The following is an 18807-nucleotide window of genomic DNA, read 5'->3' on the forward strand; positions in this document are numbered from 1 at the left end:
ACAGTTCATTTTTACATATCTAAAGACATCAGGTTGATAATATGGCAATAAAAGACGGCGATACAGTAAAGGTAGAATACACTGGCACACTTGAAGATGGCTCGGTTTTTGATTCATCTGCAGCTCATGGAGAACCTCTGGAATTCACAGTTGGTTCAGGCAAGATCATAAAAGGTTTCGATAATGCTGTGATGGGGATGGAAGTTGGCGATGAGAAAACAGTCACTTTTTCACCAGAAGAAGCATATGGTGAACGCAAGATCTCACTGGTTGATACTGTATCAAGGGATCTCATTCAATCCGATATGGAAATAGAGGTCGGTAAGACATTCCTGGTACAGACACCACATGGACAACCACTTCCTGCAAAGATAGTTGACCTTACGGAAGATGAGGTCACATTTGATCTGAACCATCCTCTTGCAGGTAAAGCATTGACCTTCAATATCAAGGTCATCGAAGCATAGATATGTGATACAGGTTGTTAAGTTCAAAGGACAGATATGTCCCTGATCTTTCAACCCTTTTTTAACTTTGATCTCTTATGCCATCGATTATTGAGTGGCTGTATTTGTTTTGCGACAACTGTCTAAAACGAGAATATCATTATCATCATTCTCATTATATACTAAAGAATACATATATTTATATACTTGAAAAATATACTAGTGCTTGTAGTCACACAGTCTGGAGATACAGGCTGACTACACGACCAATGATCGGTGGTACGATCTGACCTTGATTGAAAATAACTGAAGCTAAAAACGCATAAAAACTGGAACGTTAACAAACCTACTCCAAATTACTCCCACACAACACACACAAGGTTTGTTGCGTTCAGGCTTTAGTCATCACAATTATCTAAATATAAGATGGAGTATGAGCGACAGGGGAAATATGTTCCTTCAAGGAACAGGGTTATTGTCAATTTCTTTAATTTCCCCTCTACTTTTCATATAACAGAATTATCATCTTTTCTCTGGATATCTCACAACTATCAGGCATGTAGAGCGATCAGAAGAACGATCCTAGAACGACGAACAGCATAAAGCTCGCGGTCAGATTTGCTATGAGCGAAGCCTCAAGTCCTTTTTTCCAGTATAAGCACCCAAACACAATACCTGCTACACCATTGATGACCACAAAACGTAAAGCAGATATCTGATCGATGGTTGCAGATGAATTAAAGAGGAAATATCCAATTGCATATATAAGGCTTATGATCAATATTGAGATCAATATGCCGGTTCTTGTTGGCTGACCGTCTGCTGTCTTTTTTATCTTCCACGATATCCACACAAGCAGTGTGACAAGCATGAATCTCAGCACCACCTCTTCTACAATACCTGCGTATAGAGAGTAAAGGAAACGTTCCCATAAAGGAGGTGTTGTCAGAGTGACTATAAGAGGTTCAGCGAACATTGAAAATACAAAATAGTCAAGAACAAATATAACTACTGTCAGGACCAGGCCTATGAAGATCGACAACTTCACGATCGATCCGGTTTCAGAGGGTAATTCCCTTTTCTCTGATAAGGAATTGAGAATAGGGGTTCCAAAGCCTACTTTTTTTCCAAGATACAGACCCAAAAAAACAGAGATCATCAAAATGACCGTGGAACGGATGAATTGGGTGGCCAGTAGATTGGGTAAAGAAACACCCAGGTCATAAAGGAAGTCCTCTGACATGGTTATGGAATATGGGATAGTTGCAAGCAAAGCGAACTCTGCGAGCATGAAGAGGAACCAGTAGATGTTCCAGTCCACAAGTTCCCTTATCCTCATTTTTCCACCTGTTTAAAAAGTCGATGTGCAATGTGATGATCACATTGCATCCTTTGCTGCCTTTGTGAAGAAATCTATGGCCTGTGCAAGTTCCTCATGGTCCTTTGCATATTCTTCGATCTCCACACCCTTGAGGTAGGCCTCACATGCCTGAACAAGTGCCTTTGCACCTGCCTGTGTTCCTTCAGGATGAGCATGCACCCCAGAACCCATGGTGGTTATGAAATCAACATTACCCATCACATCGATGAAAGGTTTAAGTCTCACTGGATTCAGACCGCCTGATACGATAGGACAGCACTTCTTCATGCCTCTCCAGCTGTCATCCTCAAGTACAACATGGTGTGCTATATCCTCGTTCACAATGGCAATAGCATCCTTATCTGTCTCAGGTATCTTTGACCAGCTCTGTCTGAAGAAATGACCTTCTGCGCTCATATACTGGATCTCGTGAGCTGCAACAACATCCTCTTTTGGTGTTCCCTTCATCTTACCAACACCTGCGGTACCTGTGTGGATACCTGAAGCACCTGCAAGTCTTGCGAACTTGGAGAGTACCAGTACCGAGAATCCCAGTGGGTTCTCAGGTCTTGTGAAAGCTCCGTGAGCTGCCCTGTGGAAGTGGATAAAAACATTCGGATATCTGCGTCTGAGTGTCTGTACAGCCATCCATCCAGCGGTTATCCCATCGATCAGGAATGCATAACTTCCGGGTTCGAAACCGGCATTGACTATCATCTCACATCTTTCGATCATGGTATCGAAATCAGCGGCTGATACATTGAACGAGTGCACCTTCTTCTGACCTGTTTCCTTAACAGCCTTATCCATGGCTTCCTTAACGTGCAATACCATCTTGTCATATGGACAGAAATCCTGATTTGCCTGTGGCTCATCGTTCTTCACGAAATCTCCGCCACCTACCCAGAAGTCATAGCAGACCTCAGCGTATTCAGCAGATGTGAGTCCCATCTTAGGTTTAACGATGGTACCAAGGATAGGTCTGTCATATACATTGAGATATGCTCTCATGTCATCCACTGTAAAACTTGGTCCGTCATATTGCTCAAGCATGGATGGCGGGAACCAGACATCCAGGAGTTTCAGGGCTGCAACTTCCTTCATTCCAAGGATATTACCCACGATATAGGTCAGGATGTTCTGGACATTCCCTCCCCTGTCAAAGAGTCTCCATGGATATGCGATCCACACGAGTTCCCTTTCAAGGTCCAGCTGGTATACCAGTGCATTCATTGTCCTTGAGAAAGGTGTCTCGGTATTGACCTTGAAGTTCGTACCCGTGGACGATTCAGCAGCTACTTCTGCAGCAGCCTGGAGTACATTGAACTTCCCTCCCGGTACAATGTGGAACACACCGAGCAGGTATTCCCCGTTGGTCGGGTCCGGCAACTCCATATTTACATATGCTTCCTGTTTAGAATTAAGCGACTTGACCAGATCTTCGTGAATAGAACTCATATAAAAGGAAAGGGTCAGCAATCTATTTTAGTTTTTGGACACTGCTATTTAAATAGAAGCCATATAATAGAAATTTACAGGACCTCTAAACAACAGGTACTTCACCACTTATTATATCATCGTTAAATGGATCAAGTTCATCATAATCGGTATCTATATGCTGTGATACCTCTTCTGCCTCTGAATATTTTGCAATATGGAATACAGCTTCGCCTTCATGTGTAAGGGGAAGGTTCGTTTTACCAATGACAATACCAGATGCTGAGCTGATAACCTTTGTTTCGATATCACCCAACGGGTCATTTATGTAAGCTAAAATGTCGCCTTTTTGAACAAGTGAACCTAAGGGTACGATCAAACGTAATATACCACTTTCAGGAGCCCGTATCCATTGTGTGGACCCGGATATCAGGGTTTTGTGTTCTTTTATCTTCTTGCTCTTTGGTCTCATACCCAGATAGGACATGACCCCGAGAATACCCCTTACTCCAGCCCGGATAGCAACCTCATTGAATCGAAGTGCTTCGCCAGCTTCATACAAAATTACCGGAATATTGTGTTTGCAGGCAGCTTCACGTAATGAACCGTCACGGACATTAGAATTGATTATTACAGGAACACCAAAAGCACGTGCAATTGCTTCTGTTTCAGGCTGATCATTAAGGAAGGCGCGGATCTGTGGAAGATTCTCCCTGGCAATTGCTCCTGTATGAAGGTCAATGACATGAGTACATTGAGCCACTATTTCTGTCATCAGGATATTGGCCAGGCGTGATGCCATTGATCCTTCTTTTGATCCCGGAAATGAACGATTGAGATCACGTCTGTCAGGCAAATAACGGGATTGGGAAACGAAACCAAATACATTTACAATTGGGATTGCAATTATCGTACCTTTCAGATTATTGATCGTTCTATGCTTAAGGATACGGCGGATGATCTCCACGCCATTTATCTCATCCCCATGGATCGCAGCACATACAAGCAGGCAAGGTCCGGGTTTGCGTCCGTTCACAACATGTACTGGCATTGAAGCTGATGTATGTGTATAGAAACTCGGGATAGGTAGTTCGATCGATCTCCTGGTCCCGGGTTCGATCTCTATACCTGCGATCGTAATGGAGCGCTGCATGGATCAACCTTTTCCACGGGTTGCGGTTTTACCGGGCTTGCTGGATTTCTCACAATACTCGATGATCATACCTGCAATATCCTTACCGGTGGCTTTCTCAATACCCTCGAGTCCAGGGCTTGAATTTACTTCCATTACCACAGGTCCATGATTGGAGCGTAAGATATCGACACCTGCTACATTGAGCCCCATGATCTTTGCTGCACGTACTACGGTGGACCTTTCCTCAGGTGTTATCCTGATGACCTCGGCAGTACCCCCCCTGTGTATGTTCGATCTGAACTCTCCTTTTGCAGCCTGTCTTTTTATGGATGCTACAACTTTACCGCCGATCACAAAACAACGGATATCTGCACCATTTGCTTCACTGATATATTCCTGCACCAGAATATTGGCTTTTACACCCATGAAACCTTCGATCACACTCTCAGCAGCTTTCTGTGTTTCGGCCAGTACTACACCAATTCCCTGTGTACCTTCAAGCAATTTAATGACAAGGGGTGCACCACCTACCATTTTGATCATGTCCTTTATGTCATCTGGCTTACTTGCATATCCGGTTACAGGCAGACCAATACCCTCACGGGATAGCAGCTGCAGAGAACGTAATTTGTCTCTGGAGCGTGTGATAGCAACTGATTCATTCAAAGGGAATACTCCCATCATTTCGAATTGTCGAAGAATTGCAGCACCATAGAATGTTACAGATGCACCTATACGGGGAATGACAACATCAAAGTTATCAAGTTCTTCTCCTTTGTAGTGAATAGAAGGCTTGTGAGAGGTTATGTTCATATAAGCTCTCAATACATCTATTACCTGTACTTCGTGTCCTTTTGCTTCTGCTGCTTCAATTAAACGACGGGATGAATATAGATTTGGATTTCTTGACAATAAGGCAATTTTCATTAATCGACCTCAGTTTTGAAAGTATATACTTCGCCTAAGTCCGGCTGACCACATATAAAGGACGCGCCGGAATCAACAATGATCTTATTTTTCATAGCACTGCGACCTAATAACATCCTGAAACGCATAGTATCTCTGTCAGTAAGGGTTATTTCGATCGGATAATGCAGATCTCCGATAATAACGTTCGTTTCTATAACATAACGTAATTCCCGATGTCCTCCAGAATCGGTTACCTGTCTTCTGTCTATAACAGGCGCTGTGCATTCGATATAATGCTCCTGGTCCTTCTGGATCGGATGAACAAAGAATCTGACCATCTCAATTCCGTTCTCTTCGTATACCTCTACATTAAAAGCATGTAATGCAGATGTTCTGGCCCCTGTGTCCACTTTCGCCTTAATAGCATGTAAACCCAGATCAGGTAATGCAACCCATTCACGCCATCCAAGAATTAATTGACCATTATTTTTGCACATAAGAACCTGTTAAAATGTAAGATGTTGTTTTTATCGTAGTTTATTCCATGATCTTAAAGATTTCTTCAGTATATATTATCTGTGTTAGTATAAGAGTATTTTACTGATCAGATCAAGACCTAAAGAAGTATTCAGGCATCCTGAGTATCTGTTTCTCCTATATAAGGTCAAGGATGAACTATTGACCCTAATAGATGCCCAGTATCAGTAGAATAATGACAATTCCAAAAAGAATGAACTGAGGTGCTGATGCTTTGATAGTTTCTGTTTCTGTTTCTTTGATGCAGATGGCCACAAATACTACCAGACCACAGGTCACCATCATAAGAATAAAAACCGGAAGGATGTAATTGAAGTAAAAGGCAGAATATGCCGATCCAAGTCCCTGCAATAATAAAACAACAGACATCTGATGATATGGAACATAACCTGCTATGCTGCGCTGTTCTTTTTTCTGGAAATAGTTCCTTTCCCCAAATACAATATGAAGGATACACAGGCATATGAGCAAGATACCGGATAACAGCAGATAGATGTTCATATCTGACCTCTCACATAATAGGATTCTCTCAACTTGATATATTTTAGACCATCGTAACATTCATACTTTTCCATATTATGACCTTTTCATTTTTGAAGACCATCTGACAGATTTCAAAAAGTTATAATATGATGAAATAAATTAATATAACTATGAACATTATCCTTGAACGGATCCTACGAAGAAGTTGCTGTAAAATTGGCATTTTTCTGATCATAATACTGGTCATCATGGTATTTTCAGGGTTCATGATGTACTATATAGAAGGGAAGAATAATGGCTTCTCCACTATTGTATTAGCCGTCTACTGGGCATTTACAACGTTAATAACAGTAGGATATGGGGACATAACACCGCAGACAGGTTCAGGCAGGACCATTGCTATACTGCTTCAGACACTTGGATATACTCTCTTTATAATACCTGTTATCGTTGTTCTATACGAGATCGTGAATGCGTTCCTTGACGAATTCACCCGGACCGGCAACAAAGATACATAATGCTTAATATGAGCTCAGGTCTTGTAAATATTCAAAGAAAAGGTTGGATATATGGAATACAAAAGGCTGTTCAGGGATTCTTTCAGTATTGTCATTGGCAATATCATACCTTACGGACTTGCAGCTCTTATTCTCACATTTGCATCAATGCTGATCATAACCGCTCCGCCCTTGCTCTATGGATTTATCTCAATGCTCATAAAAGGAGCACGACAGGAAAAAGTAAGGACCACTGATGTATTCGATGGTTTCCGTTCCGGTAACTTCCTGAGGAGCTGGATATACTTCATTTTCATGATAGCTGTGGTTATCCTGCTAATGATCGCATGGATGGTGCTTTATATCTTTGCAGGGATCCTCATGATAATTTTTGGTTCATTGGCGGGTCCGGTATTTTCTGAAACAATGGTTATTTCCATCCTGATCATAGTTTCGCTTGTCCTGGCCTGCATAGTTGCCATACCGGCTATCCTTATCGTCTATGTGCTCCCCCTTTTTGTAATAAAAGAGTATTCGATAACCAATGCAATATCAGAAAGCATCAAAATGGTAAAGGGACACTTAATTGCCAGTACGATAATATGCACTGTCATTGCACTTATCGCTCTGGCAGGTTCACTACCTTATTACATTGGTCTATTTTTTCACTGGCCACAATGGTTCAGCTTACTTCTTTATTTTGGAGGGATCATCCTGACAACCCCTCTCAGTCAGCAGATACTTGTGAATACCACTTTTGAACTGATGGGAACTGAGTTGTAAAAAAGTATAGATATGCCCTGTAATACTTTCATATAAATCACAAACCTTAATACATACCCGATACCATAAAAAAATGGGAATGGAGAACGAAACAGGCAGGATAAGGATGGACAGTTCATCCGACACGGACGAAGACGATGTCGGACTTGCACAACGCTACAAGACAATTGTGGAGCTGACAGTAGATGGTTTCTGGTACATTGATGAATATGGCAATATCCTCGATGTGAACACCAGATATTGCAGTATGACAGGTTACTCCTATAATGAAGTGATCAGTAGCCCTATATGGGATATAGAAGCAGATATGAACAGATCACAGGTCATATATCAGATAGACCGGACCAAAAAACTTGGTAAAGCCCTTTTTGAGACCCATCATTTTAAAAAAGATGGCAGTCTGATCGATCTTGAAGTGAGTGCAACATATATTGACTATGGGACACCTGGTCTGCTCTGTTTTCTCAGAGATATAACCGATCGTAAAGAACTTGAACAGAAACTTCAGGAAAGTGAAAGGAGCAAAACCGTCCTGCTCTCTAATCTTCATGGAATGGCATACCGTTGTGATTATGACAGGGACTGGACCATGCGTTTTGTCTCAGAAGGTTGCTACGAGCTTACGGGCTACCAGACTGAAGACCTTTTAGGGAACCGGCTGATCTCCTTCAACGATATAATAGAACCCGGATACAGGGATAAAATATGGAATAAATGGGCTGAGGTACTTTCAAGAAAAGAGACATTTCAGGCTGAATACCGGATCCTCACTGCTTCGGGAGAAGTGAAATGGGTCTGGGAACAGGGTAAGGGTATCTTTGATGACAAAGGCAACGTGATAGCCCTGGAAGGTTTCATTACTGATGTTACAAGACAGAAAACAATAGAAGAAGAACTGAGGGAAAGTGAAAGACTTTTCAGGACCACTCTTTATAGCATAGGGGATGCGGTCATTACCACGGATATTCATGGAAACCTGAAGCAAATGAACCTGATCGCTGAAGAGCTCACCGGATGGGGAGAAAAGGAAGCAAGTGGAAAACAACTGGAGGATATTCTGGTCATCATCAATGAGAATACCAGGGAACCGGTAGATATCCCGATCCGTGAAGTACTAAGAGTTGGAGAAGTGGTCGGACTGGCAAACCACATACTGTTGATCTCAAGGAACGGTATGGAAATACCTGTCGCAGATAGTGCTTCTCCTATAATCAATGAGGATGATGAGGTCATTGGGGTGGTACTCGTCTTCCGTGACCAGACTGAAGAACGTGCTGCCAGAGAAGCAATAGCTGAAAGTGAAGCACGCTTCCGTCTTCTTGTTGAAAGTGCGCCGGAAGCTATCTTTGTTCAGACGGACTGGCGATTCGCTTATCTTAATCCCAAAACATTGAAGCTTCTTGGAGCTGCTTCTCCTGCACAGCTATTGGGTAAGAACGTTATTGACCATTTCGATACCAGGTCACAGGATACTGTGAAAGAACTTATCCATGGTCTGAAAGGAGATAAACAGGATGTTCACCTCGTAGAAGAAACATTCATTCGTCTTGATGGAAGCTCATTTGTTGCAGAGGTAGCAGTGGTTCCTATCAACTATGGTGGAGCAGATAGTGTTCTGGTGTTCTTCCGCGATATCACAGAAAGGAAGGAAGCTGAAGAAGCGATCATTAAAGCTAAAATGGCATCTGATATTGCCAATCGCAGTAAAAGTGAGTTCCTGGCCAATACAAGTCATGAACTCCGTACTCCTCTTAGTTCTATCATTGGTTTTTCCGATCTGCTCATAGAAGGAACTATGGGTGAGCTCAATGAAAAACAAAAAAGATATGTTACAACCATAAACAAGAGTGGTAACCTCCTTTTGAACCTTATAAACAATATACTTGATCTTTCTCAGATAGAATTTGGTGAGATGGATCTGGAGTGTGTGAAGTTTGACATTGTCGATGCTATAAATGATGTGCATTCAATGATCTCCATACTCTCTTCCAGGAAGAACATAAGCATTGATATGGATATTGATCTGCCCCAAAGAATGGTCGTGGCTGACAATGAAAAGATCAAAGAGATCCTTTACAATCTGCTGGACAATGCATTGAAGTTCACTCCGGATGGCGGCAGGATAACTATCCGCGCTATTCAGAAGGATACTGGTTTCATCCAGTTGTCTGTTAGTGACACAGGGATCGGCATCCCAAAAGATGATATTAATAAGATATTTGAGCCATTTTATCAGAGCGATGGTTCAACAACACGCAGATATAGTGGTACAGGCCTTGGTCTGACCATAATCAAAAAATTCGTGAAAATGCACGGTGGAAATATCTGGGTAAAAAGTGAACCTGGAAAAGGAAGTGCCTTCTTTTTCACGATACCTGTTTTAACAGACTGTACTGAAAGATAATAGAACACCTATATAGAGTACTTATTTTTATCTATAGACCTATTTATTCTTTATACTATTTTTAAGTGATATTTACCATTTATATTTATTTATATACCTCTAAATCCTCTATTAATAGATTCAATAGTTATTCAAGCACTGATAAGCATTTCAAATCATTTTAAACTTGAATAAATAGATTAGGATGTATATAGGCATCTAATATCTTCTAAGAATTAGTTTTATATATCTAATATGCTATTATCCAAATAATATCAAGTATTTATTAGAATAAACTAGTATAGTCTTTTTTTACAACTTACTAGCTCCTTATAGTACTTGTTTTCCAACATAAAAGGAGTAGATATGAGAAAAGAGCAATATGAATTCCCTCTAGATGATCTCATCTCTGAGGACGACTTTAAAAAGATCAAAGAATTTTCCAGGGACAAAGAGACTCCCTTTCTTATTATAGATCTGGACAAAGTCGAAAAAAGGTACGATGAACTTGTAGAGAACATGCCTTTTGTTAAGATATACTATGCAATGAAGGCAAATCCACTTGATGAGGTAATTCTGTCTCTCAAGAACAAGGGATCGAATTTTGATGCAGCAACTATTTACGAGATAGACCAGCTTTTAAGGCTGGGCGTGGAACCGGAACGGATCAGCTATGGCAATACTATCAAAAAGGAAAAAGATGTTGCCTATGCATATCAGAAAGGTATAAGGATGTTTGCCACAGATTCAGAAAGCGATCTGCGGAAAATTGCCAATAATGCCCCAGGTTCACGTGTATTCTTCCGTCTGCTAACTGAAAGTGACGGAGCTGATTGGCCTCTTTCACGTAAGTTCGGATCACATCCTGATGTTATCTATGAACTGATAATTCTGGCACATGAACTGGGATTGGAACCATACGGACTTTCATTCCATGTAGGTTCACAACAACGTGATATCGGACAATGGGACAATGCCATTTCAAAATGTAAGTACCTTTTTGAAGCTGTTGCTTTACACGGTATAAAACTCCAAATGATAAATCTTGGCGGAGGTTTTCCTGCCAAATATATCTCACCTGCAAATGAACTTGAAACATATGCTCATGAGATCCTCCGTTTCATATGGGAAGACTTCGGGGAAGATCATCCTGAAATAATAATAGAGCCGGGACGTTCACTTACCGCAGATGCCGGTATGATCGTGACCGAGGTTATAATGATCTCAAAGAAAGCAAAGCTCAATCAGTATAAGTGGGTATACCTTGATATCGGTAAATTCGGCGGGCTCATTGAGACCCTTGATGAATGCATAAAATATCCCATTTACACCGAATGCAAAGGTTATGAAGAAGAGGTCATACTAGCAGGTCCTACATGTGACAGCATGGATATTCTCTATGAAGATCACAAATACGTTTTCCCTGATACCCTCAACGAAGGAGAACGCCTCTATATCTTTACCACCGGTGCATATACACAGAGCTATAGTTCCGTGTCGTTCAATGGTTTCCCACCATTGAAAGCATACGTGGTCTGATCGGAAAAGGTATTACCTTTTCCTATTTTATTCACGTTCTTTCTATATTCTGATCAGGCAGTGGACCAGTCACTGTAAACATATGAAGCCCCGGCATTGTCGCCCCATGCCCATATGCCCACACGATATATCTGTCCTGCAGGGACATGGAGGTCTGACACGGAATATGTCACCTTTTCATCAACAGCAAGATCAAGACCCGTGTCTGTTTCCAGGTCATCCCATACCATGCCATCAGCGCTTGTTTCAAGGGTGGCATATATCACAAGATCCTTAGCAGATATAGAACCAACATTCTCGACCTCTATGTCAAGGTCAACGTAGGTAACCTGTCCGATACTTTTTCCAGTGCCACTGAATCCTATACTAAGTTCCGGGTGTCCTTCTGAGATCGGCACTACTGTACCCTCAAAGTCCGCATATTCATCAGGAATGACACCAACATCCCATCCCGAGTTCGTGGTCTCAAGATAATAGTATCGAATGCCTGAATATTCGTAGTAGCTACCTTCAAGAGCAGAATTGCCCTTTACACCTACTGCCATATGTCCTGGTAATTCTATAAGTGCCACACCATAACCCATATCATAGAGCAGGGATGCCAAAAGGATCGAAGAATCCTCACAATCCCCTCCGCCATGGTATAATGTCTCGAAAGGGAAACGTGGATATTCATCGTAACCTGCTGAAGCACTATCACTTACATACGGGAGTGACTGAACGAATGTCATGGCAATATAGGGGATATCATTCCTGCTATAGCCTTTCTCCTCAGCAAGTTCACCAAGCTGGGAGCTTATCTGAGATATAAGTTCATCGTCATAAGGGTCATTTACAAAATGAGTGAACTCCCTGTTACGGCTCCTTTCCGAATATGAATCATATGCCTCTATATTGTATTCATACTCCACAACAAATTCCGTGTTCTCATAATACCATCTATAGGTCCGTACGATAGTATCCTCATTTATTTTGAGATCGCTCTCTATTACTTTCCCTTCATAGGTATCAACCTCAAGGGTTATTTCCGGCCTGACGGTGTAAGTGAGTTCCACAAAAAAGCTATTGTCCAGAATGCTGTTAACATGGACAGAATAGATAACATTCAGATCATTGGTGTCTTTCACATTATAGGTAGAACCTACTAGCATGCTACCGGAAGCATATTCGTTCCCATCCTTCCTGAGCGATACCCGGATCTTACCTTCATCTTTATTGATGGTAAGTACTTTCAATGAATAATTGTTCTCAAGTTCAAGGATGCCTGTTCTTTTAATGGAAGCAGTATATGTGGAACTATAGAGGTCCATATTATCAATAAGTGACATATTATCCGGGGAAAGTTCTTCAAGAACAGCGTCGTTCTCATCACCACTGATCGCATCAATATTGTTATCCCCATTATAGGTCGTAGGCTGATCAGTTATGCACCCTGATGAGACAATAAGGCTAAAGACTATAATGGCTGTGATGAAGAGGACATGATGTTTTTTCAGTAAATTCATGTTATCTCTCTGAATATTATTTGTCAGAAGTGATTATCTGTCCATATCAATGATAAACTTTCTTTCAGTTCAAGCAGTTGAAAATATTAGAGGAATTGTTATGGTAAAGCAACTGCCTTTGCCGGGATCACTTCCAACCGTGATGGTTCCGTTGTGCATCTCAACGAATTTACTCACCAGTGCAAGTCCAAGGCCGGTTCCTTCGTACTGGCGATTGTAGAACGAATCGATCTGCCTGAAAGGATGGAACAGTTTGTCAAGATCATCTGTGGAGATGCCGATCCCTGTATCACTTACTGAGATCATTATCATATTTCCATCTATAACAGCATCCAGGTCTACAGAACCACCATCGGGTGTGAATTTAATGGCATTACTTATCAGATTATAGAGGATCTGTTTGATCTTGGCCCGATCGGCCGTCATCTCAAAACCATTTGTGACATTATTACGAAGCTTGATAGCTTTTCTCAATGCCTGTGGTCCCATTACACTTACAACTTCCCTTACCACATCAAGGAACACAAAGGTATCAACGTTAAATTGCATCTCTCCTGCTTCGATCTTCGAGATATCTAGAATATCGTTGATGAGCATCAGAAGGTGTTTACCGCTATTGGATACGTTGGAAAGATAGCTCAATTGTTTGTCGTTAAGATCCCCGAAGGTCCCGTCTATAAGGATATCTGAGAAACCGATGATAGAATTAAGAGGAGTACGCAGTTCATGGCTCATATTTGCAATGAACTCACTTTTTATCCTGTTGGCAGTCTCGGCTATGATCCTGGCTTCGATTATCTCTTCTTCCGTTCTTTTTTGCTCGGTTATATCCCTTATATGCTCAATTATCCTTGATACGTTCCCTTCACTATCGAATATAGGTATGATTCGAACCTCGCGGGCCGTATTGTCAATTTCAATGTGCTTTTGGTAGGTAATGGTCTCTCCCGAACTGAAAACAGTGAATGGTATACATTGTTCACATGGAGTGTCACGATCCATGAACACTTCATAGCATGGTCTGTTAAGCATTTCTTCTTTCCCTTTCAGATGCTCATGACCTTCCCAATTGCTCAGCACCACACGATGATCCCTGTCAATTACGGAAAGAAGGTCAGGGATCGAGCTAAAAGTGCTTGACAACAATTGTCTGTGCTCTTTTATCTCTTTGTGTACTCTCTTGCTCTCTGTTATATCCCTTATAATTCCCGCGATCATTGAAGGATTGCCTTCATTGTCATAGACAAGATGGGCATTGACCGATACATGGGCTATGCTCCGGTCTTTTTTAAGCAATGTAAGCTCGTAGTGGGTCACAGAACCATTTTTCAGGATCGTCTGAAGGAAAGCATGCCTGTCTTTGGGATCTTTGTACAGGACACTGGTGGGTCTTCCAACTAGCTCTGTTTCATGATATCCCATGTGTTGCAGGACAGAAGGACTTATTGTCAGGATCACTCCCTCAAAATCGCTTTCGTAATAGATATCATGTATCTCCTCGAAGATCCTGCGATATTTCTCTTCATTCCGCGTCATTAGTTGTTCGGTCTTTTGGCGTTCGATACCACTAATGAAGATCTCGGCGATAATGTTGAGCAACTTGATAAGTTCAGTGTCAAATTCTTCAACAACGAATAACGAATTCAGACAGATGAAACCCATTTTGTATCCGGGACCGAACATTGGGATTAGCATAAGGGACCTTGTGCCACTATCTGTCAGTATGTCCAGTTCCGTTCCTTCATGATCAGTGACCGGCAGGTCCTTGACGTTAATAAGAGATGAGGTCTCACTTTTTTCATTGAACCATTCTGTGTTCCTGAGAACGATATCTTTCAGAACAGAAACCCCGGGTTTACTATCTATATTACTGTTCCACTCATGAGTGCAGGTCATCTCATCTGGCTGATAGCCCTGAAAGATACATATGATGTTGGAATTTGTTATCCTTCCAAGAGGTCCCAGAGAATCAGATATGCCTTTATCTATCTCTCCTGTTGGCATTCTTATAAAAGTAGCTGATATCTCACCTATAAAGTGTTCGATCTCGCTCCTTTTAAAAAGGGTTTTCTCTGCTTTCTTCCTTTTTGATATGTCTTCAAAGATGACAACACAACCGATGATCTCTCCATTTTCGCTCCTGTCAGGTCTTGAGCTTATCTTCAGGTAGAGATTTTTACCCCATATCGTTTTGTATGGTGTTTCTACTGTGACCTCCATGCCTGTTCTCATACATTCCTCAAGAGCATCAGGAAGACCTGCCTTTTTGATCGGTTCAAATGTGAACAGGTTTATGGTCTTTGTCTTTTCTTTGGAGGGTGAACCCAGCATTTCAAGCAGGAACTTGTTCACAAATGTTATATTGCCTTCTTTATTGCAACTGAGTATGCCAACTGGAAGGCTAAAAACCATATCCCTGAATCTATCATCATTTGACATATAAAGCGCAGCCTGGAATATATTTGTGTTTTATAAAAAATATAGGTAGCAGTACATGATATTTATGCACTCTTTATAATTATAATTATCCAATACTCCGCTGGTAGTAAGTTCTGTCCAGTTTCATGCCCTAATATAAGGAATAGAGCTGCTGCGATCAGTAATGTCGATCAGCATAAAAATGGTGAATGGAGGATGTTCGAGAACCTCAACTTGTACTATATAAGCAATTCTAAAAAAATTAAAATATATAGATAATTTTATATAATACAAGTAGGAATACAACTTCTTACGCAAGTTGAGGGATACAATGAATGATGATCATGACAAAAATACCGCTATTGTTCATATAAAATGTATAAATACCGGGTTTAATAATAGTGACGCGCTTACACAATATCAATATGTTATAGAGGCAGACCGCACGATCTTGAGAAATGCCCGGGGGAATTGAGATGAGCGGGGAGAAAAGTTTCAGTGTTTTTGACCCTTCAATACGTTTTGAACATCGGGAGTTCTATGAAGAGATAGTCAGTGAACTAAATGTTATGATACCGGTCTGTATTCATGGAGAGACCATAGCTGTTGCAATTTGTGAAAATACAACTGAAAGGGACCAGATAACTGAATTAATGAAACATGTAGAAGATTTCTCGAGACAGTTATTACAGATAACAAAGAAGTTATTTGATCAATACTATGTCGCTAAAGAGGAACAACATGAATCGATCCTTCATACTACTGCCTACAATAAGATCAATACTCTGGACAGGAATCTTCTTGAGCGGACGTGTGACGTGAGATGGTGGGCACTGGAAACAGCTTTTAGTGACTGTATTGCATTTTACGAAAAGACAAAACAAAGTGCATGGTCCATTTTACAGATTCTCGATCAAACTACAGGATCAAATGTTGATAATGATATCAGAGATCGCCTTACAAATTTCCCGGAATTATTAAAGGATGGAGCATTAAAGGACTTCATCGGAAAGTTCAGGAGTTTTAGCCATAGGTTCCAGACAGAGGCACATGATCGCAATACTCTGGAAGACTTTCTGCAGGACCTTATGGACCTGGATTCTAAGATCTCTTTTGCATGTTATAGATTGGAAGATATCAAAAGCTCTTATACACTTTACCGGGATCTGGTCATTGCTGATCCTGAAGGATATATCATAGCAAATTCTAACAGCCTTAGAAGGTCAGAAGTTCTTGGTCTAAAGGTAGATGATGAAGAATGGTTTGCCAGGGCTTTGAAAACCAGGAATGGTACAGAATATGTCGCTCAGGATATCTGCCCATCCAGAGTAGAGGACCAGCTTTCTCTGGTATATTCGACAGCTGTACGTGAAAATAGCAATGAGAATGGCAATGTGATCGGAGCCATGGGTATCTATTTCGATCTTCAGGGAGAGGCTAGTATCATCCTGAGTGAATTCATGCCTTTAACTCCAACAGGGACCATACAGGATGGTTGTTATTCGATGTTTACAACCAGTGATGGAAGGATAATTGCCTCGACAGATGAAGATATGCTTGAGGTCGAGAAAAAAGCGCATATTCCAAGAAATAATCGTGCTCTGGCCGATGGTGAGCAGGTAAATACCTATATGGCTTTCGAAGGCGTGGATTCTGCTATTTTCTCATCAAGGACGGACGGTTATCTGGAATATCGCGGACTTGGCTGGAGTTCACATGTCATCCTTCCTAAGTCCCATATTTTTGCGAATAACGTTCATGCTGATGAATATGATATCGGATCAAAGGAGTTGATGAATTCCAATATCAACCCGGAGATCAACAAACAGACCTACACAAAGATACAGAATGACAAAAATGAGATCCAATTGACATCGCTTAACGGGACTATATATGCCTCAAAAATGGGAGAGCGTGGCGATCAATTAGAACCTATCTTCAAGCAGATAACCCGTTCCAGTAATTTGATAACGTCCAAAATGGAAGACCTGCTGGAAGAGATGGCAGCTGTTGAACTGCAATTGAATCTAAAGACGTTGGAGAACTTTTCTAAACAGGCGATCGATCTGATCGACAGGAATCTCTTTGAAAGGGCAGCTGATATCCGCTGGTGGTCAACTGACGAATATTTCTGGAAAGCACTTTTAAACCCTTCTGAAGAACGATTCAGGAAAGCCAGCGAACGGTTAAAGGTCATCAATGGCAGTTATACCATGTACAGGAATCTGGTTCTGGCGGATGCTAATGGAATTATCAGAGCCTGTTCGAATACTGAGCTAATGGGTGAGCTCAGTGAACTTGATGTGTCTGGCCACATATGGTTCCAGAAAGGAGGACACACTTCACGATCGAATCAGTATGCTGTTCAGGATGTCATGGATTCTCCTCTGGAAAAGGATAAGGAACGTTCTCTTATCTATGCAGGTGGTGTTCGCAGAAATGGTGACAGAGAAGGAGAAACTATTGGAGTACTGGGTGTACTGTTCGACTGGGACACTGAGGCTAGAACGATATTGAAAACATGTCTTCCAAAAGACAGGAACGGACAGGTGATCTCTGGCAGTATTGCTGTCTACGTAGATCAGGACCTTGAGGTGATCGAGACAACAGGAGAGGGTGATATTTCGATAGGTTCTGTACTTGGCCTTCCTGGTAAGGTCTCTGCCCTGCAGCCAGGAGAAAAGGTTTCTGGTATTTTTGAATTAAACGATCAAAAATATATCTATGGTGCATGCAGGACCAAGGGATACCGGGAATATCCGGGATTGAAATGGATCGCCTGTGTCCTTCGTCCTATTTCTACGGATATCTGAAAAGCCAAATGAAGGTCCTGCAGGATCTTTATCCGCTTCTTTAGTTATCATCATTAAGTGGAAAATAGCGAATAGTATTTGCATAGGAAGAAAGTAATAGGTACTGGAAAGACCATGATACCGTTCGTTCTCACTTTCTTCATATTCCTAAGTTCGCTATTTAGAATGCTAAAGCAACCGGAATTCAGAAGTTTTTTTCTGCTTGTTCTGTTCACACTTACTTTTGGAACTGTGGTCTATCATTCAGTGGAAGGATGGAGATGGATCGACTCCTTGTATTTCTCTGTGATAACCCTGACAACCATAGGTTACGGTGATCTGGCTCCGGTCACTGATATTGGCAAGATCTTCACGATACTGTATGTTTTCGTAGGGCTTGGGATCCTATTAGGTTTTGTTAATGCAAGTGGTGAATATTTCAGAAAACAGCAAATAGAAAGAATGTCCAGAGGCATTCCGAACTTTCTGTGGGATTCAGGTAATACTCTGGAGGAAACTGAACGTGACATTCTGGAGAACATAAGGGATCATGAAGAAGAAGAGGGCAGTTGGTAGGCTTTTG

General features: G+C 41.4%; 15 protein-coding genes. 7 read left to right on the forward strand and 8 right to left on the reverse strand.

The window, feature by feature from the left end; translation table 11 throughout:
- Positions 1-41: 41 nt before the first annotated feature.
- Positions 42-467, forward strand: a complete 426-nt coding sequence (locus tag BM008_RS03925) for an FKBP-type peptidyl-prolyl cis-trans isomerase (RefSeq protein WP_091933433.1) — start codon at positions 42-44, stop codon at positions 465-467.
- Positions 468-1014: 547 nt separating this feature from the next.
- Here BM008_RS03925 and BM008_RS03930 read toward each other — a convergent pair.
- From BM008_RS03930 to BM008_RS03955, 6 genes are all read right to left on the reverse strand, one after another.
- Entirely contained in the window at positions 1015-1785 is a 771-nt protein-coding gene (locus BM008_RS03930) for a CPBP family glutamic-type intramembrane protease (protein WP_091933435.1), read from the reverse strand.
- 39 nt (positions 1786-1824) lie between these two features.
- Entirely contained in the window at positions 1825-3264 is a 1440-nt protein-coding gene (locus tag BM008_RS03935) for a ribulose-bisphosphate carboxylase (protein WP_091933438.1), read from the reverse strand.
- Positions 3265-3349: 85 nt separating this feature from the next.
- Positions 3350-4396: a succinylglutamate desuccinylase/aspartoacylase family protein gene (locus BM008_RS03940; RefSeq protein WP_091933441.1), complete on the reverse strand. Its 1047-nt coding sequence runs from the start codon at positions 4394-4396 to the stop codon at positions 3350-3352.
- A gap of 3 nt (positions 4397-4399) precedes the next feature.
- Positions 4400-5305, reverse strand: a complete 906-nt coding sequence (gene rimK / locus BM008_RS03945; RefSeq protein WP_091933444.1) for a 30S ribosomal protein S6--L-glutamate ligase — start codon at positions 5303-5305, stop codon at positions 4400-4402.
- Positions 5305-5784 carry an ATP-dependent zinc protease family protein gene (locus BM008_RS03950; protein WP_091933446.1) on the reverse strand — a complete coding sequence of 160 codons (480 nt, stop codon included), beginning with the start codon at positions 5782-5784 and terminating at the stop codon, positions 5305-5307. The genes rimK and BM008_RS03950 overlap by 1 nt, the downstream gene beginning before the upstream one ends.
- Positions 5785-5971: 187 nt before the next feature.
- Positions 5972-6325, reverse strand: coding sequence for a hypothetical protein (locus BM008_RS03955; RefSeq protein ID WP_091933449.1), 354 nt, complete (start codon positions 6323-6325; stop codon positions 5972-5974).
- Positions 6326-6477: 152 nt separating this feature from the next.
- Between BM008_RS03955 and BM008_RS03960 the strand changes: the two genes are divergently transcribed.
- The 4 genes from BM008_RS03960 (at position 6478) to BM008_RS03975 (ending at position 11509) form a co-directional block, all read left to right on the forward strand.
- Entirely contained in the window at positions 6478-6825 is a 348-nt protein-coding gene (locus BM008_RS03960) for an ion channel (protein WP_091933451.1), read from the forward strand.
- Positions 6826-6876: 51 nt separating this feature from the next.
- Positions 6877-7587 carry a DUF2189 domain-containing protein gene (locus tag BM008_RS03965; protein ID WP_091933454.1) on the forward strand — a complete coding sequence of 237 codons (711 nt, stop codon included), beginning with the start codon at positions 6877-6879 and terminating at the stop codon, positions 7585-7587.
- Positions 7588-7666: 79 nt separating this feature from the next.
- Positions 7667-9991 carry a PAS domain-containing protein gene (locus BM008_RS03970; protein ID WP_177187954.1) on the forward strand — a complete coding sequence of 775 codons (2325 nt, stop codon included), beginning with the start codon at positions 7667-7669 and terminating at the stop codon, positions 9989-9991.
- A 345-nt stretch (positions 9992-10336) separates the two neighbouring features.
- Positions 10337-11509, forward strand: coding sequence for a type III PLP-dependent enzyme (locus BM008_RS03975; RefSeq protein ID WP_091933460.1), 1173 nt, complete (start codon positions 10337-10339; stop codon positions 11507-11509).
- 53 nt (positions 11510-11562) lie between these two features.
- On the opposite strand, the gene BM008_RS03980 is transcribed toward BM008_RS03975, so the two are convergent.
- On the reverse strand, positions 11563-13014 hold the full coding sequence (locus BM008_RS03980) for a hypothetical protein (RefSeq protein ID WP_091933462.1): 1452 nt from the start codon (positions 13012-13014) through the stop codon (positions 11563-11565).
- A 69-nt stretch (positions 13015-13083) separates the two neighbouring features.
- Positions 13084-15453 (reverse strand): PAS domain-containing sensor histidine kinase, encoded by a 2370-nt coding sequence (locus tag BM008_RS03985; RefSeq protein WP_091933465.1) that lies wholly within the window; start codon positions 15451-15453, stop codon positions 13084-13086.
- A 455-nt stretch (positions 15454-15908) separates the two neighbouring features.
- On the opposite strand from BM008_RS03985, the gene BM008_RS03990 reads away from it, so the two are divergent.
- Both BM008_RS03990 and BM008_RS03995 read left to right on the forward strand, forming a co-directional pair.
- A complete protein-coding gene (locus tag BM008_RS03990) occupies positions 15909-18245 on the forward strand; it encodes a PDC sensor domain-containing protein (RefSeq protein ID WP_177187955.1) in 2337 nt (778 codons plus the stop codon).
- 165 nt (positions 18246-18410) lie between these two features.
- Positions 18411-18800, forward strand: a complete 390-nt coding sequence (locus BM008_RS03995) for a potassium channel family protein (protein ID WP_245747854.1) — start codon at positions 18411-18413, stop codon at positions 18798-18800.
- Positions 18801-18807: the final 7 nt, after the last annotated feature.

The sequence above is a fragment of the Methanolobus profundi genome (genome assembly GCF_900114835.1).
In the GTDB taxonomy this organism is placed as follows: Archaea; Halobacteriota; Methanosarcinia; order Methanosarcinales; family Methanosarcinaceae; genus Methanolobus; species Methanolobus profundi.